The sequence below is a fragment of the Streptomyces sp. NPDC088116 genome (assembly GCF_044741745.1).
GTDB lineage: Bacteria > Actinomycetota > Actinomycetes > Streptomycetales > Streptomycetaceae > Streptomyces.
In genome coordinates this window covers 185,431-204,735 of sequence record NZ_JBIUTF010000009.1, presented here as the reverse complement: position 1 = coordinate 204,735, position 19,305 = coordinate 185,431, and the positions used below count along the sequence as shown (strand labels likewise).

At 68.4% G+C, this 19,305-nt stretch carries 15 protein-coding genes and 1 pseudogene; 4 read left to right on the top strand and 12 right to left on the bottom strand.

Features of this window, described 5'->3' with window-relative positions; all coding sequences use genetic code 11:
- Positions 1-163 precede the first annotated feature (163 nt).
- Positions 164-2,632, bottom strand: coding sequence for a hypothetical protein (locus tag ACIOJD_RS31755; protein WP_401919647.1), 2,469 nt, complete (start codon positions 2,630-2,632; stop codon positions 164-166).
- A gap of 244 nt (positions 2,633-2,876) precedes the next feature.
- Between ACIOJD_RS31755 and ACIOJD_RS31750 the strand changes: the two genes are divergently transcribed.
- Positions 2,877-3,227: an MmcQ/YjbR family DNA-binding protein gene (locus ACIOJD_RS31750; protein ID WP_401919646.1), complete on the top strand. Its 351-nt coding sequence runs from the start codon at positions 2,877-2,879 to the stop codon at positions 3,225-3,227.
- An 80-nt stretch (positions 3,228-3,307) separates the two neighbouring features.
- Here ACIOJD_RS31750 and ACIOJD_RS31745 read toward each other — a convergent pair whose 3' ends face one another.
- The 11 genes and pseudogenes from ACIOJD_RS31745 to ACIOJD_RS31695 form a co-directional block, all read right to left on the bottom strand.
- Complete coding sequence (locus tag ACIOJD_RS31745; RefSeq protein WP_401919645.1) at positions 3,308-4,636, bottom strand: polysaccharide lyase family 1 protein; 1,329 nt, start codon at positions 4,634-4,636, stop codon at positions 3,308-3,310.
- A 41-nt stretch (positions 4,637-4,677) separates the two neighbouring features.
- Positions 4,678-5,514, bottom strand: a complete 837-nt coding sequence (locus tag ACIOJD_RS31740) for a rhamnogalacturonan acetylesterase (RefSeq protein ID WP_401919644.1) — start codon at positions 5,512-5,514, stop codon at positions 4,678-4,680.
- 172 nt (positions 5,515-5,686) lie between these two features.
- Positions 5,687-7,024: an ABC transporter substrate-binding protein gene (locus ACIOJD_RS31735; RefSeq protein ID WP_401919643.1), complete on the bottom strand. Its 1,338-nt coding sequence runs from the start codon at positions 7,022-7,024 to the stop codon at positions 5,687-5,689.
- Positions 7,025-7,174: 150 nt separating this feature from the next.
- Positions 7,175-8,104, bottom strand: a pseudogene (locus ACIOJD_RS31730) (pectinesterase family protein); the annotation flags it as partial.
- Positions 8,105-8,343: 239 nt separating this feature from the next.
- Positions 8,344-9,237, bottom strand: coding sequence for a PmoA family protein (locus ACIOJD_RS31725; RefSeq protein WP_401919751.1), 894 nt, complete (start codon positions 9,235-9,237; stop codon positions 8,344-8,346).
- Between the two features lie 95 nt (positions 9,238-9,332).
- Positions 9,333-10,529, bottom strand: coding sequence for a Gfo/Idh/MocA family protein (locus ACIOJD_RS31720; RefSeq protein WP_401919749.1), 1,197 nt, complete (start codon positions 10,527-10,529; stop codon positions 9,333-9,335).
- A 17-nt stretch (positions 10,530-10,546) separates the two neighbouring features.
- Entirely contained in the window at positions 10,547-11,452 is a 906-nt protein-coding gene (locus ACIOJD_RS31715; protein ID WP_401919641.1) for a carbohydrate ABC transporter permease, read from the bottom strand.
- On the bottom strand, positions 11,449-12,417 hold the full coding sequence (locus tag ACIOJD_RS31710) for a carbohydrate ABC transporter permease (RefSeq protein WP_401919640.1): 969 nt from the start codon (positions 12,415-12,417) through the stop codon (positions 11,449-11,451). The genes ACIOJD_RS31715 and ACIOJD_RS31710 overlap by 4 nt, the downstream gene beginning before the upstream one ends.
- Before the next feature lie 88 nt (positions 12,418-12,505).
- Positions 12,506-14,266: an L-arabinonate dehydratase gene (gene araD / locus ACIOJD_RS31705; RefSeq protein ID WP_401919638.1), complete on the bottom strand. Its 1,761-nt coding sequence runs from the start codon at positions 14,264-14,266 to the stop codon at positions 12,506-12,508.
- On the bottom strand, positions 14,263-15,174 hold the full coding sequence (locus ACIOJD_RS31700) for a dihydrodipicolinate synthase family protein (protein ID WP_401919637.1): 912 nt from the start codon (positions 15,172-15,174) through the stop codon (positions 14,263-14,265). Before ACIOJD_RS31700 ends, araD begins: the two co-directional genes overlap by 4 nt.
- Positions 15,171-15,815, bottom strand: a complete 645-nt coding sequence (locus tag ACIOJD_RS31695; protein ID WP_401919636.1) for a GntR family transcriptional regulator — start codon at positions 15,813-15,815, stop codon at positions 15,171-15,173. The genes ACIOJD_RS31700 and ACIOJD_RS31695 overlap by 4 nt, the downstream gene beginning before the upstream one ends.
- A 237-nt stretch (positions 15,816-16,052) precedes the next feature.
- Here ACIOJD_RS31695 and ACIOJD_RS31690 point away from each other — a divergent pair, with 237 nt between their 5' ends.
- The 3 genes from ACIOJD_RS31690 to ACIOJD_RS31680 are packed head-to-tail and all read left to right on the top strand — an operon-like array spanning position 16,053 to position 19,230.
- Positions 16,053-17,336, top strand: a complete 1,284-nt coding sequence (locus ACIOJD_RS31690; RefSeq protein WP_401919635.1) for an ABC transporter substrate-binding protein — start codon at positions 16,053-16,055, stop codon at positions 17,334-17,336.
- Entirely contained in the window at positions 17,336-18,331 is a 996-nt protein-coding gene (locus ACIOJD_RS31685; RefSeq protein WP_401919634.1) for a carbohydrate ABC transporter permease, read from the top strand. The genes ACIOJD_RS31690 and ACIOJD_RS31685 overlap by 1 nt, the downstream gene beginning before the upstream one ends.
- The gene (locus tag ACIOJD_RS31680) at positions 18,328-19,230 is read left to right on the top strand and encodes a carbohydrate ABC transporter permease (RefSeq protein WP_401919633.1); all 903 of its coding nucleotides are present in this window, start codon (positions 18,328-18,330) and stop codon (positions 19,228-19,230) included. The genes ACIOJD_RS31685 and ACIOJD_RS31680 overlap by 4 nt, the downstream gene beginning before the upstream one ends.
- The last annotated feature ends 75 nt before the right edge of the window (positions 19,231-19,305 follow it).

Below are 19,305 nucleotides of genomic sequence, written 5' to 3'. Positions count from 1 at the left end.
CCGGGGGGGGGGGGGGGGGGGGGGGGGGGGGGGGGGGGGGGGGGGGGGGGGGGGGCCGGGGGGGGGGGGGGGGGGGGGGGGGGGGGGGGGTGTGGTGGGGGGCGCCCCCCCCCCCCGGGGGGGGGCCCCCCCCCCGACCCCGGTCCCGGCCGAACGGGAGACCTCAGTCGTCAGGGCAGTTGTACGTGGTGTCGCCCTGCCGCCAGCGCCGTCCGGCGTCGATGTTGTTTCCCGGCTTCCCGCACACCAGGACCACGCTGGAGCCGTCCGTGTCGTGATGCAGCATGACCAGCATCTTGTTGAACGGACGGAGGGCGCCGTTGCTGTACTGGACGAGTCCACTGGCTCCCTCCATTTTGAAGGAGCCGTTGATGATGTACTGATGGACACCGGAGATGTCCAAGTCCCCGTCCACCGCGTGTGCTTGGCTCGCCGCCTGCGCGAACACCCTTACGGCGTCATGGGCGAGCGCCGCGTGCCCGTCGTGGAGCCACAGGTCGTCCATGCCGAACGCGCGGATGTACGCGCTGTTGTAGGCCCTCGCGGTCGCGCTGCGGTCCGGGTGGCCGACCGGTAGCGTATGGGCCGTGTGGTAGAGATGCAGCCAGGACTCTCCCGCGTACGTGCCACCGAGCGCGGCATCGGTGAGTTCGTTACCGCCCATCACGGTGAGGTCCTTGTTGGCGCATTCGCCGTTCTGGAAAGCGTCCAGGAAGGTGACGAACTCCCGGACCCGGGACGTCCAGTAGACCAGCGTCCGAGGCTCCTTCACGAGTCTGTTGCACACGGTCTCCGCTACTTCTTTCATGCTGTACTTCATGTCGAGTTCGGTCTCGTCCGAGACGTTGTTCCCGTTGATGTCGCCGGGCGTGTAGCCGATCCGCGCTCCGGTGGGCAACTGGCTCCGGGCCACGAACTTCTCTCCCAGCTCCTTGCTGTAGACGTCCGTGGGGTCGGTCACGACGACGACGTGGCCGGCCGGTGCGCAGGAGCCGCCGCCGAGCCGGATGGTGTTCGCCTTCCTGGCGAAGTCGGCGACCACGCGTGCTTCCCGTTCGTTGTTCGGCCCGGCACCGTGATACTGACGCCCGACCTCCATCTTCTTCGCGGTGGCCGTGGAAGTGACGATCGGGATTCCCGCGGCGTCGAGTCTCTTCAGCGCGGCGACCGTGCTGGTACGGCTCTCGGTGAAGCCCGTGACCCCGATGAGCTTCGGGTCCCTCCTGGCGTCCTCGATGACATGCTCCGCCATCTCCGGGGCTTTCGCGTACTGCACCCCCGCGTCATACCGCTTGACGCGCACCCAGATGCCGTCGTCGTCCCGGGGCGCCGAGCGGTTCAGCAGTTGCAGGGCCAATCCCACACCGCGCAGATCGGGGATCGTGGCGCCGGAGCGGAGTTCGTTCTCGTTCGACGGCGGCGTCGGGTGGATGAGCGCGATGGTCACGGTCCGCTCAGGCTTGCCCGCGGTCCTCGCGACCTCGCTCTCGGCGTCGATCATCCTGGTCGCGGCCCTGTACTGCTCGGCGAGCGTACTCTCGCCGTCTCCCCGGCCCTGCCGGACGTGGTCGGAGCCGGTGAGGCAGGCGGTGTAGTCGGTCGGGAACGGCCCCGGGGCGATCCCCGGCAGGAAGGAGAGCAGCCCGGCGAGCCACAGGGAGATCGCGAGAGCCGCGCCTTCCAGGATCAACTCCGTGCGCGGACGGACGCGCAGCCAGGGCCGCCAGACCGGGCGCACCTCCTTGGTGACTCCGCCGGGGGCCGGGAGTGTGACGTCGAAGGATCCCAGTGCCTCCCTCCTCGCCGTCGCGAGCTTTCTGGCCGCGTCCGCCAGGGTGTGCGTTCCCGCTTCGGCACCCGGCTCCGGTGGCAGCGCGGCGATGAGGACCATGGCCGGGTTGGGGCAGGTCCGGTGCTTCTCGTCGTACAGCGTGAGGAAGCTCCGGACGACGTCAGCCCCGCTTGGGCAGCCGTTGAGCAGCACGGCGTGACGCGGACGCCTGCGTCGCCGCCCCGGATGCAGCAGCCCCTGGCGTGCCTGGCCGTACAGGTCGATCATGAGCGCGGTCAGCAGCAGCCCGTCCCAGGCGTCGGCACCGGCCCGATGCGTCGCGCCGAACCTGCGCAGGGCCGAACGATACGTGCGCTGCCCTCCGTCGTCCTCCGGCCACAGGTGCCCGTAGCGTCGCCCGCGGCAGAGGCGCAGCCCCCAGCACCATTCCCACCAGTGCCGGTGCACCTGACGGGCCAGCGCCAGCAGCGATTCGAACGGGACGGTGAAAAAGGCCGCCGTGACCGTGGGGCCGTCGGCCGACCGGGACGGCCGGTCCGCGACCGCTCGCCCCCGGCGCCTCGCGTACACCTGATCCGCCACCGACACGTCCTGGCCGGCGGTGGCGCTGTGCGCCACCAGGTCGTACGTGCACAGCCGGAGCCTGCCCATCTCGGCGGGGGTGTTCTCCCGCAGTGCCTCGGCGATCCTCTCGATCAACCGCGTCCTGGTGCCGTTCCCTCCCTCGACATGGGCATAGGGAACGCAGGGCACCATGCCGCCCGTCGTGGAGGAGCGCCGCAGCCCCTCCTCCAGCGCCTTGAGGGCCTGGAGCGCTGTGTCGGGGCCGGTTCGCAGCACGATGGGAGAGTGTTTCGGTACGCGTTTGAATAATCGGGACCGCGTGCGCACAGCGGTGCGATAAGCCTCGACGAATTCATCTCGACGGTCCCATCCAGGAAACTCCGGCACCTTCGACCTCTCCCAACGTGACGTGCGGATCCCGCTGCTTCCCCGCTCCTCAGCCGTGTGTCCGTCAGTGTCCTCGGTCCGCTCGGGACCCCTCCCGGTTCCGGCCCGCCCGGCCCTCCGGGATGCCCGTACGATGGTGATCGTGAATGTGATGGACGCCGAGGACGTGCGCCGTATCGCGCTGTCCCTTCCGCAGACGGTGGAGAAGGAAGCGTGGGACATGCCCACGTTCCGCGTGGCGGGGAAGATGTTCGTCACGGTCCCCGACGATCAGACGTCATTCGCCGTGCGGTGCCCCAGGCACGAGCGGACCGAGTTGATCGCGGCGGAGCCGGAGAAGTTCTGGGTGCCGCCGCACGAGGCGAGTTCCGCGTGGGTGCGCGTACGGCTCGGCGCTCTGGAGGACCTGGACGAGTTGCGCGACATCCTCGTGGACTCCTGGCAGCAGGCCGCGCCCGAGGATCTGCGGTCCGCGTCCTCATGACAGCGAGAGGTGGGGTACGGGAAGGCTGTCCCGTACCCCACCTCGCCCGTACCTCACCTCTCCCTTAGCTCACGCGACGGTCAGCGGATCTTCCCGGCGCCGGCCCGGCCGTCGACCAGGCGAGGGACCGCACGCGGGTCGTCGACCCGGGTGCGCCGGGCCGGGGTCCAGCCCGCGTCGGGCCGCAGGGTCTCCTCGGGGATCTCCGCGTTGTGGACGGCGAGCAGGTCGACGTACGACCCGTTGACGTGGTTGCCGGCCGTGGTGACCGGCGAGTCCTTCCACTTCTTGAGGATCGTCCCGGCGCGCACACCCGCCGGAACCGTGAACGCGTTCTTCTCCGCGACCAGTTGGGATTCGATGCCGATGCCGAGGGAGTACGCGTAGCCCGACTCCGGGACGACGAAGTGGTTGTTGTACGCGTCGACCTTGCCGAAGCGCACCCGGGGCGCCCGCTCGATGACGTTCTTGAACTGGTTGTGGTGCAAGGTGACATTCAACTTGCCACGATCGGAGGCGGCCGCGCTGTCGCTGTTGCCGATCATCAGTGTCTTGTCGTGGTCGGCGAAGACGTTCCAGGAAGCGGTGACCAGGTCGGCGCCCTTGACGATGTCCAGCTCGCCGTCGTGCTGCTGGTACAACTGGCCATAGTAGTAGGGCTGTTCACTGTCCGGGTGGCGGCCGTCGGTGAACGTGTTGTGATCGACCCACACATGCGTGGAGCCATACACCACCAGATTGTCGTACTCGGAGTTCCAGGCGCCGTTCTCCCCGTCCGTCGGATCCCACTGCGGGAAGCAGTCGAACGCGTCCTCGAAGGTGAGGTTGCGGATGATGACATCGCCGACGTCCTTGACCTGGAGGCTGCCGCCGAGAATCCGGGCGTTCCCGCCCACACCCACGACGGTCGTGTCGGCCGGGACATACGCCTTGATCTGCGCGCTCTGTACGGCGGCCGACGCGGCCCGAAGCTCCTCCTGCTCGCCGCTCACCGGATTCTCGTGGCCCCAGACCGCCGGATCGTACGCGGCGAGGTACTTGTCGAAGGAGTAACCGGCCACGGCGTAGTCGTCGCAGGTACGTTCATTGCCGTCGCTGTCGGAGAGAGCGTCGAGTGTGCCCTTGACCCGGATGATCGACGGACTGCCCTCGGCGGCGGCCAGCGCCGCCTTGAACTGGGCCCAACTGGTCACGGTGTAGACATGATTGGCGTCGGCCGCCCGGCCGCCCGTGGTGCCGCCGTCGGCCGAGGCCCAGCCGTCGTTCGCGGGGAGCACGGACCGTTCCAGGGATGGGCCCGAGAGCCGGCCCTGTGCCTGGGCCGGTGTCGTGAGGGTGGCCAGGGCCAGCGCGGTACCGCACGCCAACGCTGTCCTGGTGCTGAGTGCATGACGTCTTCGCCTGTGCATAGCCGCTCCTCGGTCTTCGAATCAGGGATGGTGACGGGAAATCAGGCGAGCCAGGTGAGCCAGGACTCGGGAATATCCGCGTCGAGGCGGCGCACCTCGTCGGGCGCCAGCACCCGCTGGTCCCGCAGGGCGCGTGCCACCAGACGGGCAACAGCGATGGCGCCCGGCGGGCGGAAGTGCGTGTTGTCCGATGCGCCGTCGGGATAGTTGGGCGACTCTCCGGGTTGGAGCCAGTTGAAGTACGCCTTCGTCGCCTCGGCTCCCATCCGCTGCCACAGCGCCAGTGAAGCGGCCTGAATGTCGAGCACCGGAATACGAAGGCCGGCGGCCAGCGCGCGCATCGCCGCCGGGTAGTCGCCATGTGTCGCGAGTGCGTTGCCCGCGGCGTCGTACCTGCGACGCTCCACGGAGGTCAGCAGAACCGGTCGCGCGCCACGCTCCGCAGCGCCCTTCACGTACCGCTTCAGATACTCCTGGTAGGTCGTCCACGGCTCGGTGTGGCGCGTGGGGTCGGCGGTCTTCTCGTCGTTGTGTCCGAACTGGACGAGGAGCACATCTCCCGGCCGGATGACGCGGAGGATCGGGGCGAGCAGCCCCTCGTCGATGAAGCTCTTCGAACTGCGGCCGTTCATCGCGTGGTTGGAGACCCGGAGGTGTCGCCCGAGCAGGAAGGGAAGGGCCATGCCCCAGCCGGTCTCGGGGGCGGCCGTCGCGTACTTGTCCGCGGCCGTGGAGTCCCCGGCTATGTACACGGTCCTGCCGGGGCGTGGGCCGTGCCCGCTCGGAACGTCGGCCGCGGCGGGGGTGGCGGCTGTCGTGGCGGCGGCCAGCGGCAGCGCCGAGAGCGCCGCGGCGACCTGTCTTCGGGAGATGGACACGCTGATCTGCCTCACATTCCTGGGCGGGCCACCGGGCCATGGGACGGGTGGTTACGGGGTACCTAGCATGGTGCCGGGGGCCGCGGGAGGGGCCGGGATGGAGCGCGTCTGCTGGGACGTCCACCACCGATCGGCCGCCCCCCCACGACCGGCGGCGTCGGGCGACCGGCGGTCAGGTCTTGTTCTGTTCCTTCCATTCCGCCTGGGCGTCATTCAGCTCCTTGGCGATCTTGTCCGCGAAGTCCTTCGCCGACATGTCACCGAGAAGCACCTTCTGGAAGTTCGGCTCATTGCCGCTCTTGCTGATGGTGTTCCAGTCGGGCAGGTAGTACGGCAGGTTGACGATCTTCGTCGTGCCGTCGCCGAGTGCCTTCATCGCGGCGGCGGTCGGTTCGGCCTTACGAACCCAACTGTCGTTCGCGGCATCGGTGTTCGCCGGTATGGAACCCGCCGACTCGTTCCACGCGCTGTTCGACTTGTGCGAGGCCGCGAACTCGATGAGTTTCCAGGCGGCCGCCTTGTTCTCGCTGTTCTTGAACAGACCGAGGCCGTCCACCGGGTTGGAGACCTGGACGCGCGAGCCGTCCTCCCGGGTCGGATAGGGAAGGCCCTTGAACTTGTCCCGTCCGAGCGCCTTCACATGGTCCTGGTAGGAAGCGAGATTGTGGGTCAGCATGCCGATCGAGCTGTTGTCCCACTGGGCGACCATCTTGATGAAGTCGTTGTTGACGTCGGCCGACGGTGTCACCTTCTTGTACAGGGCGACGTACTTCTCCAGCGCCGCCACGTTCCGGGGGTCGTTGACGGTGGTCTTGTCGCCGTTCCAGAAGGACGTGATGCCGGACTGCCCGTACATCGCGTCCATCGCGGGAGCGATGGAGCCCGATCCGCCACGCATCGTGTATCCGAACTGGTTCTTCCCGGCCGCGGTGAGCTTCTGAGCCGCCGCGTAGAACGTGGTCCAGCTGGTGGGCGCCGCCAGATCGGCCTGCGCGAACAGATCCGTGCGGTACCACAGCGTGCCGTTGTTGCTGGAGGTCGGCACCGAGTACATCTCGTCCCCGCGACCGCCGGCCGACTTGACGCCGTCGACCATGACGGGGACGAGCTTGCCCTTGAGGCCGCTCGCGTCGATACGGTCGCCGACCGGCTCCAGGACGTCCCGTACCACGAGGTTGGAGAGGTAGGCGGTACCGACGCCACCGACGTCCGGCAGCCCGCCGCCGTCGATCGCCGTGTCGTACTTCTGCTGGACCTGGTCGATCGGGATGCCGACGTACTTCACACGGATGTCCGGGTTCTGCTTCTCGAAGTCCTTGATGATCTGTGACCAGATCTCCCGCCGCTCACCCGTGTTGTTGTCCCACAGAGTGATCTCGCCCTTGCCGGAGCCCTCGCTGCCGCTTCCGCCGCTTCCGTCGTCACCGCACGCGGTCGCCGTCAGGGCGAGCACCGCCGTCAGCGAGACGGCCGCGGCCGTCCGCCCTCTGTACACCTTGGGGGTCCTCATCGTCGGCTCTTCTCTCTCGTGTCTCGCCCGTGTCCCGGGATGGTGCCGTGTTCGGGCGTGTTGTGTTGTGGGCCGCCGCCCGTGCGGCTCGTACGGACCGTGTGGTCCGTGTGGTCCGTGTGGCTCGTACGGACCGTGTGGCTCGTACGGTCAGGAGCGTGTGCGGTGCGGCGCCCAACCGTCCTCTCCCGCCAGGTAGTCGGCCACCTGGTGGCGAGCGGCGTCGGCGTCCGTCATCTGCGGTCGGTCCGCCGTCACGGCCGCTCCGGGACCGTAGGTGCGGTACTCGGAGAAGCGTGCCTCCCGCCAGGGGAAGCCGCTCATGTCCGTCCACGGAGAGGACTTGACGGCCGCGGGAAGTTCGGTGTTCCGGATCAGCACCTGACCGACGGCGTCCGGTTCACCGCCCGGGTGCCAGGGCCGGCCGAGGTGGAAGGAGCGCGCGGGCGCGTCACTGACGATCCGGCTGTCGGTGATCAGAATGCCGTACGGATTCCCCTTCCAGGTCGAAGCGGCGGTGATGTAACCGTTGTTGGAGGACAAGCCGCGGCTGAGCGCCCTGATCACGGAGCGTTCGATGACGGTGGTGGCCCGTCCGTAGATGAAGTCGACATCACCCTCGATGTACGAGTCGCGGACGTAGACCCGGCTGACAGCGGTCAGTTGAGGGCTGTCGGTCATCAGTGTGTCCTGGTTGCCCTGGAAAGCCGTGTTGTCGAAGACGATCCGGTCGCCCGTCGTCTTCATCGCCAGGGCCTGCTCGGAGGCGAGGTCGTGCGCCGCCTCGTCGAAGTCGTTGACGAAGGTCAGATTGCGGGCGGTGACGTCGTTCGCGGCGATCAGTACGGTGGCGCTGCCGCTCGAACCACCGTACTCATTGGGGGTGTCGAAGACGATGACCGTCTTCGAGCGGTCGCTTCCGGTGCCCTGGAAGACCAGATGCGGCTTGTTCGCCGGGACCCGTACCTGCTCCCGGTACGTACCGGGAGCGATGGAGACGGTGACCTGGGCGCTGTTGCCCGCGGGGACCGCGTCCACGGCAGCCTGCACGGTTCGGTAGTCGGCCGGGACACGGAGCACGGTGGCGCGCTCGGCCGCCGCAGGCCGGTCCGTGGCACGGGCGGGGGCCGTGGCGAGGCCCGCGAGCAGGGTGGCCAGTGCGGCCATGGAGGCGGTGGCTCCGGCCCGAAAGCGTTTGCTGCGCAGGTGCGTCATTGCGGCTCTCCTCACAGGCGTTGCGTTCTGGAGTTCTGAAGGGGCGCGGTATCAGCCGGTGATGCGGAAGTCGGTGTCACCGAGGCCGGCCGGCCACGGCGGGGTCACGCCGCCACCGCCTTGCGGACGAGCGCGGCCGCCGCCGGGCGGTCGAGCCGGCCGTCCGCGACGACGGTGACGATGCGCCGGGCGACACTCCCGCCGGCGGGCAGCGGGAGCCGTTGCCGCCAGGCCAGTGAGGAGCCGACCCCCGGGTACTCGGTGGTGCGGACGAACCATGGGTCGTCCCGGGTGTCCCCGTTCGCCCCGCCGAAGATCAGGGTCCAGTCCCGTCCGGCGAGCGCCAGCCAGCCGGCGGTGTGACCGTGTATCGCGTCCTCGCCCGTCCCGTCCTCGGTGAACACGTCCGGCGCCGTACCCGCCACGCCCTCCTTGGGCGCACGCCAGAAGAATCCGCCGTAACCCGCTCCCGGACGGCCGTTGGTGGCCGGGCTGCCGATGGACAGGTCCGCCCCCGACACATTGGTGAGCGCCGAGGTGAAGTCGAGGACCCAGGCGTCGCCGGAGAGCGCGAGAGCGCTGATCGTGCGCCGTTCCCTGAGGAGTTCGCGGCCCGCGCGCGTCCAGGACAGCTCCTCGACACAGCCGTCGGGGTCCCGCAGCAGCCACCCCGTGTGTTCCTGCGCGCCGTGATTGTCCAGCGCGACCGGGCCCCGGTCGCGCACATAGGTGCGTCCGCCCCAGAAGTTGACACCGGAGACGTCCGGCACGGCCATCGACACCCCCAGGTGGTGCACGTGGTCGGGAGGCCGCAGCTCGGTGACGGTGACACCGCCGAGGGTGCGTACGGGATGCAGATACGGCCGGGACGGGAACCCCGCGGGCACCCGGGGCCGGTGCACGTAACGGGCCACGGGACGGCCGTCGCACCGCAGCACGGTATTGCCTCCGACGCCGGAGAGCGTTCCCGCGCCGGACGCGCCGGACGCGGCGGTCATGCCGGACGTGCCCGGCAGGCGGCCGGACGCTCCGCCCCTTCCGGAGATCCCGCCCGCCCTGGACAGCCCTCGTGTTCCGGAAACCTCCTGGTCGGTCATCGCGGGTGCACCTCCGCCGGGGGCACGGCCCAGCCCGCGCCCAGTTCGGAAAATGTGGAGAGGGATTCCGCGCTCGCCGCGATCAGCGCGTCGATGCCCTTGACGATCCGGCGCGGCGGTAGGTCGCCCGGTGCGCGGTACCAGGCGTCGGCGGGCAGCGGCTCGGGCGGCGGCCCGCTCCTGATGGCCTCGACGATCCGCATGAAGGCGCCCGTGCGACGGGGCGGTACGAGCAGCTCGTCGCCCTTGAGGCGGTGCGCGACCAGATTCTCCAGCAGATCCGTACGCCCGTGGACGGTCTCGACCGGATCCCGGCCTGTGCGCTCCACCAGCACCCGGTCCTGCTTGTACCAGAAGGTGATCCGGCCGCCGGTCCCGTGAACCACGACGTACGGCTCGCCGGCCTGCTCCGCGCACAGGGTGACGGCGACCGTGACCGTGGTGCCCCTGGCCGTCCTCAGGCTGAGACAGGACGTGTCGTCCGCCTCGATGTCATTGGCCCGGAACTGCTCCAGCCGCAGCTCGGAGATGTCGTCGGCCCGGTCGCTGCCGTCGATCCGCAGCGCGGTCGCGACCGCGTGCGCGAGCGGGTTGGTGAGCACCCCGTCCACCACGTCCCGGCCGTTCAGGGAGCGGCGCCCGGCCCAGGGGACACGGACGTAATAGGCGTCTCCACGCACCCATGCCCCGGCGGCCCCGATCCCCCGGAGCGACCCGATGGCGCCGTCCGCGATCAGCTCCCTGATCGCCTCGACGGCATGGGAACCGAGCGACTGGAACCCGACCTGACAGTGCGTTCCGTACTCCTCCAGGCCGGCCAGCAGCCGCTCGTACTCCGCGTACGACGGTGTGGTCGGCTTCTCCAGCAAGGTGTGCACGCCCCGCGCGGCCGCGGTGAGCGCGAGTTCGGTGTGGGTGTGGATGGGCGTACAGATGACGGCGATCCGCGCGCCCGTGTGTTCCAGCAACTCCCCGAAATCCGAGGACTGTTCGGGAGAGCCGCAGCCGTCCAGCTCCTCGTCGCTCAGTGGTTTCAGCTCGCAGACGCCCACGAGCCTTACCAGCCCCGCCTGTTCGAGACGGCGGATGTTGTGCAGGTGGGTGCGGCCGTGCCCACGCGCGCCGGCGAGTACGACGGGCAGGGCCGTCCCGCTGTCGTCACTCACGCTGTCGCTCGTCTCCACGCCCGTCATCTCGCGGATCTCGTCGCTCATCCCTTCACCGCCCCGGCGCTGAAGCCGGTGATCAGCCACTTCTGGATGAAGGCGAAGACGATGACGACCGGCACCGCCGAGATCACACCACCCGCGGCCAGCGCGCCGAAGTCCACACTGTCGGCCCCGATGAGGGTGCTCAGCCCGACCGGGATCGTCTGCTTCTCCTGGTCCATGAGGAACATCAGGGCGAAGAGGAAGTGGTTCCAGCTGTTGACGAAGGCGAAGGAGCCGACGGCGATCAGGCCGGGCCGCAGCATCGGCAGCACGACGATACGGAAGGCCTGGAGCCGTGAGCAGCCGTCCACCCAGGCCGCCTCCTCCAGGGAGTACGGGACATTCTTGATGAAGCCGCTGATCAGGATGATCGACAGGGGCAGCTGGAAGACGGTCTCCGCGATGACCACGCTCCCCAGGGAGTTGATCATCTGGAGGTTCTTGAAGATCTGGAAGAGCGGGACCAGCATCAGTGCGCCCGGGATGAACTGCGAGCACAGCAGCGCCAGCATGAAGCCCTGCTTGATACGGAAGTTGAAGCGTGCCAGGGCGTAACCACCGGCGAGCGCGACCCCCGTCGTGCAGATCAGGGTGAAGACCCCGATCAACGCGCTGTTCTGGAAGAAGACGGAGAAACTGCGGTCGTTCCAGACCTTCGAGAAGTGATCGAAGGTCATCGGCCAGGGCACCAGCGAGGTGGAACCGGCGGGCCGCAGCGAGAACAGCAGCATCCAGTAGAAGGGGACGAGAGTGAAGAGCAGGTAGAACCCGACCGGCAGGTAGATCTGCCACCGCGGCACCTCGTCGAAGCCGCGCCGGCGCTTGTTCCTCCGTACGGGCGGCGAGGTCGGGCTGTTGTTGCTGGACACGGTGGGGGTGTCCTTCTCGGCGATCGCCGTGGTCACTTGTCCTCGCCTCCGAACTTGCTCAGGCGCAGATAGAGAATCGAACAGAAGAGGAGGATCGCGAAGGCGACGGTGGTCAGCGCGGTGGCGTAGCCGAAGTCGTGTGCCTCGAATCCCGTGACCGCGACATACAGCGGCAGTGTGGTGGTGACGCCCGCCGGACCGCCCTCGGTCAGCGTGAGGAGCAGGTCGACGTTGTTGAACTCCCACACGGCCCGCAGCAGTGTGGTGAGGATGATCGCGTCCTTGAGATGCGGCAACGTGATGTGGAAGAACTGCCGGAAGCGGTTCGCCCCGTCGACCGACGCCGCCTCGTAGAGATCGCCGGGAATGGACTGGAGATCGGCGAGGATCAGGATCGCGAAGAACGGTACGCCGCGCCAGAGTTCGGCCAGTACGGCCGCCCAGAAGACGGTGCCGGTGTCGGACAGCACGGACGATCCGTACGTACCGATGCCCGCGTCGGCCAGATAACGGCCCACACCGGTCGACGGGTTGTAGAGCAGCAGCCAGATGGTGGTCGTCAGGACGCCGGAGACCGCCCAGGGCGAGAAGACCAGGGCGCGGGCGACGGCACGGCCCGCGAAGGTCTGGTTGACGAGCAGCGCGAGAATCAGTCCGAGGGCGAGCTGGAGTGTGACCTCGGTGACGACCCACTTGCCGCTGAAGACGAGGCTGTCCCAGAACAGCGGGTCATCGGTGAAGATCCGCTTGAAGTTGTCGAGGCCCGCGAAGCCGTTCCGCCAGGGCTTGGTGGGGTTGTAGTGCTGGAGGCTGTAGTAGAAGACGCTGAGCATCGGATAGGCGATGAAGCCCAGCATCAGCAGTCCGGCGGGGGCGATCAGCAGATAGGGGAGACGGCGTGGCGTCGCGCTCGTACGGCGCCCCGGCTTCCTGGCCGCTACCGGGGTCCTGGGTGCTCGGGGCGGCGCCCCTGGTGAGTCCTGCGCCACAGCTGAGGCCATGACTGCTTCTCCGTTCCTTTGGTGAAGCGCTTCGCAGACGGTGTTCGGTATACCGAACTGACGAGGCGGGTGGTGCGGACCTGCTGTCTCAGCCCACGTACGGGTCGGGCACCTCGCCCGGCCTGGACAGGAAGGCGAAGTCGCAGCCGGTGTCGGCCTGGGTGATCTGCTCGTGGTAGAGGGCGCCGTACCCGCGTTCGTACCTGACGGGAGGCGGTGTCCACTCGGCCCGCCGCCGCTCCATCTCCTCGGCGGTGATGTCCAGATGGAGGCTCCGCGCCTCGACGTCCAGCGTGATCGGATCACCCGTGCGTACGAGCGCGAGCGGCCCGCCGATGTACGACTCGGGCGCGATGTGCAGCACGCACGCACCGTAACTCGTGCCGCTCATCCGGGCGTCGGAGATCCGCACCATGTCCCGGACCCCCCGCTTGAGCAGGTAGTCGGGGATCGGCAGCATCCCGTACTCGGGCATGCCGGGCCCGCCCTTGGGTCCCGCGTTGCGCAGCACCAGCACATGCTCGGGGGTGATCCCGAGCTCCGGGTCGTTGATGGTCCGCTGCATCGTCCGGTAGTCGTCGAACACCATGGCGGGACCGGTGTGTTTGAGGAGCTGGGGTTCGGCGGCGATGTGCTTGATGACCGCGCCGTCGGGACACAGGTTGCCGCGCAGCACCGCCACCCCGCCCTCGGGCGCGAGGGGCTTCTCGCGCGGCCGGATCACCTCCGGATTGTGTACGAGCGCGCCGTCGAGCTGATTCCGCAGGGTGGTGTGCGCGACGGTCGGCCGGTCCAGATGCAGGACATCGGTCAGCCGCGTCAGGAAGGCGGGCAGCCCGCCCGCGAAATGGAAGTCCTCCATCAGGTACTGCCCGCCCGGACGCAGGTTCGCCAGCACCGGCACGGTGCGGGCGATCCGGTCGAAGTCGTCCAGACCGAGCCGCAGACCCGAGCGCCCCGCCATCGCGATCAGATGGATCACCGCGTTCGTAGAACCGCCCAGCGCGAGGACCGTGGCCACCGCGTCCTCGTACGCCTCCCGGGTGAGGAGCTTCGAGAGCCTCAGGTCCTGCCACACCAGGTCGACGATCCGCCGTCCGGCGGCGGCGGCCATCCGGTCGTGCCCGGAGTCGACGGCCGGGATCGAGGAGGCCCCGGGCATGGTGACCCCCAGCGCCTCGGCGGCAGCCGTGAGGGTGGACGCGGTGCCCATGGTCATGCAGTGGCCGGGCGACCGGGCCAGACCGCTCTCCAGCTCGGCCATCTCGGCGTCGCCGATCAGCCCGGCCCGCTTCTCGTCCCAGTACTTCCACATGTCCGTCCCCGAACCGAGGACCTCATTGCGCCAGTGCCCCGGCAGCATGGGCCCGGCGGGCACGAAGACGGTCGGCAGATCCACGCTCGCCGCGCCCATCAGCAGCGCCGGCGTCGTCTTGTCGCAGCCGCCCATCAGCACCGCGCCGTCGACCGGATAGGAGCGGAGCAGTTCCTCCGTCTCCATCGCCAGCAGGTTCCGGTAGAGCATGGGCGTCGGCTTCTGGAAGGTCTCGGAGAGGGTGGACACAGGGAATTCCAGCGGGAAACCGCCCGCCTGCCACACCCCCCGCTTCACCGCCTGCGCGCGCTCACGCAGGTGGACATGGCAGGGATTGATGTCCGACCAGGTGTTGAGGACCGCGATGACCGGCTTGCCCAGATGCTCCTCGGGGAGATAACCGAGCTGGCGGGTGCGGGCGCGGTGGCTGAAGGAACGGAGCCCCGAGGAGATTGCGCTTCCGTACCACTGGTGGCTGCGCAGGTCCTCGGGCCGCACGGTCGGCCCGCCCGGTCCCTCGGGCCCCGCGTTCATATCGCCCACCCGGCCACGAGCGAGGCCACGGCGGCCCGCTGGTCCTCGGGCAGCGCACGGCTCGGCGGGCGGATGTCGCGCCGGCACAGGCCGAGCGCGGCCAGCGCCTCCTTGACCACCGTCACATTGTCGGCGGACTGCCGTGCGGCGCGCAGCTCCTCGAAGGGCCTGATCTGCTCCCACACCTTCATGGCCGCCGCGTAGTCACCGGCCCGCAGCGCCTCCAGCATCCCCAGCGAGACGGCCGGGGCGACATTGACGAGTCCGGAGGTGAATCCGGTGGCTCCGCCGGCGAAGTACGAGGGCGCGTACAGCTCGGCGAGCCCCGCGACCCAGACGAAGCGCTCCAGGCCCGCGTCTCGCGCGAAGGCCGCGAAGCGCGCGGCGTCCGGCACGGCGTACTTCACCCCGATGACATTGGGGCACAGTTCCCCGAGCCTCGCCATGCTCTCGCCGCTCAGCTGCGGATTGCGGATGTACGGGACGACTCCGAGCTCCGGCACCGCCTCGGCGATCGCGCGGTGATAGTCGATCCAGCCGTCCTGCGACACATAGGGGTGCACCGGCTGATGGACCATCACCATCGCGGCCCCGGCGTCGCGTGCGTGCTTCGCGGCGGCCACCGCGGTGGGCACCTCCAGACCGATGCCGACCAGGACCGAGGCCCGCTCCGCCGCCTCCTCGATGGTCAACTCAGTGACCGCGCGCCGCTCGTCGGGGCTGAGAGCGTAGTACTCACCGGTGTTGCCGTTCGGTGTCAGGGTGCGCACACCACCGTCGAGCAGGCGGCGCAGCAGAGCCCGGTGGGTGTCGGTGTCCATGGTGCCGTCGCCGGCGAACGGCGTTACGGGGATCGCCACGACATCCGCGAGCGCGTCCCGGGACAGGGTGAGATCAGGGTTGTTCATACGTGGTCTCCTTCGGGGAACGCCCGCCGTACAAAAGAGGCGATGTGGTCGTGCAGGGCGCGCGCCGCTCCGTCGGCGTCGCCCGCGAGCGCGAGCCGCAGGACCTCCCGGTGCTCACCTGCCTCCCGCTCCCAGGACGGGACGGCGGCCCACGCGACGGTGGAGACGAGGGCCGCCTGGTCGCGTACCTCGTCGAGCATCCGGGCCAGCAGCGGATTGCCGCAGGGCAGATACAGCGCCCGGTGGAACTCCCGGTTGGCCAGGGAGCGTTCGGCCTGGTCCGCCGCTTCGTCGGCCCTGACCAGGGCCTCCCGCGCCGGCTCCAACGAGGCCCGCCGGGCGAGGGAGCGCCGTAGCGCCGCCGGTTCCAGCAACAGCCGTACGTCGTACACCTCGTGGGCCATGGCGGCGTCGACCGTGCGTACGGTGGCGCCCTTGTACTGGCTCATGACGACGAGACCGGTACCGGCCAGAGTCTTGAGCGCTTCTCGCACCGGAGTCTTCGACACCCCGAACCGGGCAGCCAGTTCGGTCTCGACCAGGGCCTGACCCGGGCTGAGGCCACCGGTGAGGATGCCGTGTTTGATCGCCTCCAGAACGTACTGGGTGCGGGAGGGGATCGGACTCGGGGCGAAGGCCATGGGCGCTCTCACATCTCGTGTCTCATATATGACGTACGAAGTACGACGCGATGAAGCTAAGACCGCCCTGATGTTTCGTCAATGCTTCGCGCAGAAGTTGCGGGGCCTCTCCGGACGTCCGGTGTGAAGCGCTTCGACTGATGTCGTCCGAACCGTTGACGTACTCCCCGGGGGTCCTTACCTTCTAGCGGAAAGCGCTTGCCTAAAACGATTCAATATGCAACGGGAGGGCGAACTGTGCCTACGACCGGGAGAGTTGACCGGCGCGGCCTGCTCAGAATCGCGGGCGGCTCAGTGGCCGCTCTCGGTCTGACGGCCGCAGGGTGCGGAACGGGCAGTGGATCGGGCGACGGCAGTGTGACGATCCGGTACGCGTGGTGGGGGTCCGACGACCGTGCGAAGAGGATCAACCGGACGATCGCGCTGTTCGAGAAGAAGTACCCGAAGATCAAGGTCAAGACGGACTTCCAGCCCTATCTCGACTTCTGGAAGAAGTTCAACACCCAGGCGTCGGGCGGCAATCCACCCGATGTGTTCCAGAACGCGATCGGCTTCCTGCGCAAGTACGACGATAGGAACGTCCTGCTCGACCTGAACCAGCAGGTGAAGGCGGGAAACCTCGGCATGGAGAACTTCCGGGCCGGTCTGGAGAAGTTCGGCGAGGTCGACGGCAAGCTGCTCGGCGTCCCCGTCGGCAGCAACTCGATGGCTCTGGTCATCGACAAGAAGGTGTTCGAGCGGGCGGGCATCTCCCCGAAGCCGGGCTGGACCTGGGACGACTTCGACGCCGCGATGCGCACGATCCGGGACACCGAGGGCCGGGCGGGTGACAGCGGACTCTACGGGGTCATGTACCTCTACGACCTCTATCTGCGCCAGCACGGCAAGGCATTCTTCACCAAGGACGGCCTCGGATTCACCGAAGGCGATCTCGAGCGGTGGTGGACCAAGGCGCACGCCGGGGTCACGTCCGGCGTCTACACCGACCCCAAGAGGATCGCCCAGATCAAACCCAAGTCCGCGGTGGCCGCCGAGATCGCGGGCTGCGAGTTCACCTGGGACAACTACACCGTTCGCTACAGCGCCGAGGGAAAGAGCAGCTACGGCCTCGCGCCGATCCCCACCACCGACGGCAGGAAGACGGGCCAGTACCTCGGCTCGCTGATGCTGAGCGGCTCCAGGCGCACCGAACACCCCAAGGAAGTCGCGCAGTTCATCGACTTCATGGTCCATGACCCCGAGGTCGCCAGGATCATGGGCTACGACCGCGGAGTGCCCACGACGACCGAGCAGTACGAGGCGTTCCAGCCGGCCGACGAGGTCAACAAGGGGATCGCCGCGTACGAGAAGCAACTCGTCGACACCGGAGTGCTGGAGCCGATCACCCCGCACCCGGCGGGGGCCGACGTCGCGGAGGCGGCCTTCCTGCGCCTCGCCGAGGAAATGGCCCTGGGCAAGCGGTCCGTGGACGACGCGGTGAAGCAGTTCTTCACCGAGTCGAAGACGGCCCTCGGCTCCTGATGGGAGCCACGGTGGTACCCACCCGGACCGCCCCCGCGGAGCACCTGTCCGAGGACTCCGGCCCGCGGGCCGGCCAGGGCCGCCCCGGCGGTCCCGCCATGCGGCGGGGCCGCCGGGAGAACCTGGCCGGCTATCTCTTCATGTCCCCCTGGATCGCGGGGTTCCTGCTGCTCACAGCCGGGCCGATGGTCGCTTCGCTCTACTTCGCGTTCACGGACTACAACCTCTTCGACGCCCCGAAGTGGATCGGCACGGCGAACTTCACCGAGATGTTCGGTGACCCGCGCTGGCGCCATTCGGTGTCGGTGACGCTGTGGTACGTGATCATCGGCACCCCGCTCAAGCTGGCCGCCGCGCTCGGCGTGGCCCTGCTGCTCAGTCAGCAGCGGCGGGGGCAGGCCTTCTACCGGGCCGCGTTCTACGCGCCGTCCCTGATCGGCGCGAGCGTCTCGATCGCCATCGTCTGGAGGGCGATCTTCTCGGACGACGCCATTGTCGACCGCGCGCAGCGGTTCTTCGGCGCGGATGTCGGCGGCTGGATCGGCGATCCGGACTGGATCATCTACAGCCTGGTGGCGCTGACCGTCTGGCAGTTCGGGGCGCCCATGGTGATCTTCCTCGCCGGGCTGAAGCAGGTGCCGCGCTCGCTGTACGAGGCCGCCGAGGTCGACGGCGCGGGACCGCTGAGGCGGTTCTGGAACATCACCCTGCCGATGATCTCCCCGGTGCTGTTCTTCAATGTCCTGCTGGAGACCGTCCACTCCTTCCAGATCTTCGGCTCGGCCTACATCCTCGGCGGCGCGGGCGGCAGCTGCGGTCCGGCCGACGCCACGCTGGTGTACACCTGTTACCTCTACGTCCAGGGCTTCGAGAACAGCCGGATGGGCCTCGCCTCGGCCATGGCCTGGATGCTGCTGCTCGCGGTCGGTCTGGTGACGGCGGTGCTGTTCTGGTCCCAGAGGCGCTGGGTGCACTATGAGGAGGCCGCCCGATGAGTACGCAGAGCACGCGGGACACACAGCGCACGCTTGCGGAGCGGAGCGTCCTGGCCGCCGTCCGCCGGCGCGGTGCCGGTTCGCTCGCCTGGCACCTCGGCTCCCTCGCGGTCCTCGCGGTGGTGCTCTACCCGGTGATCTGGGTGATCGGAGGTTCGTTCAAGCCGAACGACGAGATCATCGGCAGCCTGGAGCTGTTCCCGTCCTCTCCCCTCACCGAGAACTACCGCCGCCTCGCCGACGGCATAGCGGACATCCCGATCTCCTCGTTCTTCGTCAACTCCACCGTGCTGGCACTCGGTTCGGTCCTCGGCGTGCTGTTCTCATGTTCGCTGGCGGCCTATGCCTTCGCCCGGATCAGGTTCGCGGGGCGCAATCTGCTCTTCGCGCTCATGATCGGCACGCTGCTGCTTCCCTACCACGTCCTGCTGATCCCGCAGTACGTGCTGTTCCAGAAGCTGGAACTCATCAATACGTACACGCCGTTGCTGCTGGGAAAGTATCTGGCCACCGACGCCTTCTTCGTCTTCCTGATGATGCAGTTCATGCGGAATCTGCCGAAGGAGCTGGACGAGGCGGCGCGGCTGGACGGCTGCGGACACCTGAGGATCTACTGGTCGATCGTGCTGCCGCTGTGCCGGCCCGCGCTGATCACCAGCGCGATCTTCACCTTCATCAATGCCTGGAACGACTTCATGGGCCCGTTGATCTATCTCAACGATCCGGAGAAATACACCGTTTCGCTCGGGCTGAAGATGTTCGTCGACCAGGACGGCGTCGCCAATTACGGCGGCATGATCGCGATGTCCCTCATCGCGCTGCTGCCGGTCCTGCTCTTCTTCCTGGCCTTCCAGCGTTACCTGATCGACGGTATGGCCACGTCCGGGCTGAAGGGCTGATCGGGGCATGAGCGCGGTCACGAGGCCAGGTACCAGGGGCGGGAGGAGTGCCGCACGGTGGAAATCGGCCCGGCA

Excerpts from the sequence above, each read along its gene's own strand:
- ACIOJD_RS31725 (WP_401919751.1), bottom strand. The coding sequence starts at position 9,237 with ATGACCGCCGCGTCCGGCGCGTCCGGCGCGGGAACGCTCTCCGGCGTC.
- ACIOJD_RS31735 (WP_401919643.1), bottom strand. The coding sequence starts at position 7,024 with ATGAGGACCCCCAAGGTGTACAGAGGGCGGACGGCCGCGGCCGTCTCG.
- ACIOJD_RS31685 (WP_401919634.1), top strand. The coding sequence starts at position 17,336 with ATGGGAGCCACGGTGGTACCCACCCGGACCGCCCCCGCGGAGCACCTG.
- ACIOJD_RS31695 (WP_401919636.1), bottom strand. The coding sequence starts at position 15,815 with ATGGCCTTCGCCCCGAGTCCGATCCCCTCCCGCACCCAGTACGTTCTG.
- ACIOJD_RS31680 (WP_401919633.1), top strand. The coding sequence starts at position 18,328 with ATGAGTACGCAGAGCACGCGGGACACACAGCGCACGCTTGCGGAGCGG.
- araD (WP_401919638.1), bottom strand. The coding sequence starts at position 14,266 with ATGAACGCGGGGCCCGAGGGACCGGGCGGGCCGACCGTGCGGCCCGAG.
- ACIOJD_RS31750 (WP_401919646.1), top strand. The coding sequence starts at position 2,877 with ATGGTGATCGTGAATGTGATGGACGCCGAGGACGTGCGCCGTATCGCG.
- ACIOJD_RS31710 (WP_401919640.1), bottom strand. The coding sequence starts at position 12,417 with ATGGCCTCAGCTGTGGCGCAGGACTCACCAGGGGCGCCGCCCCGAGCA.
- ACIOJD_RS31745 (WP_401919645.1), bottom strand. The coding sequence starts at position 4,636 with ATGCACAGGCGAAGACGTCATGCACTCAGCACCAGGACAGCGTTGGCG.
- ACIOJD_RS31700 (WP_401919637.1), bottom strand. The coding sequence starts at position 15,174 with ATGAACAACCCTGATCTCACCCTGTCCCGGGACGCGCTCGCGGATGTC.
- ACIOJD_RS31720 (WP_401919749.1), bottom strand. The coding sequence starts at position 10,529 with ATGACGGGCGTGGAGACGAGCGACAGCGTGAGTGACGACAGCGGGACG.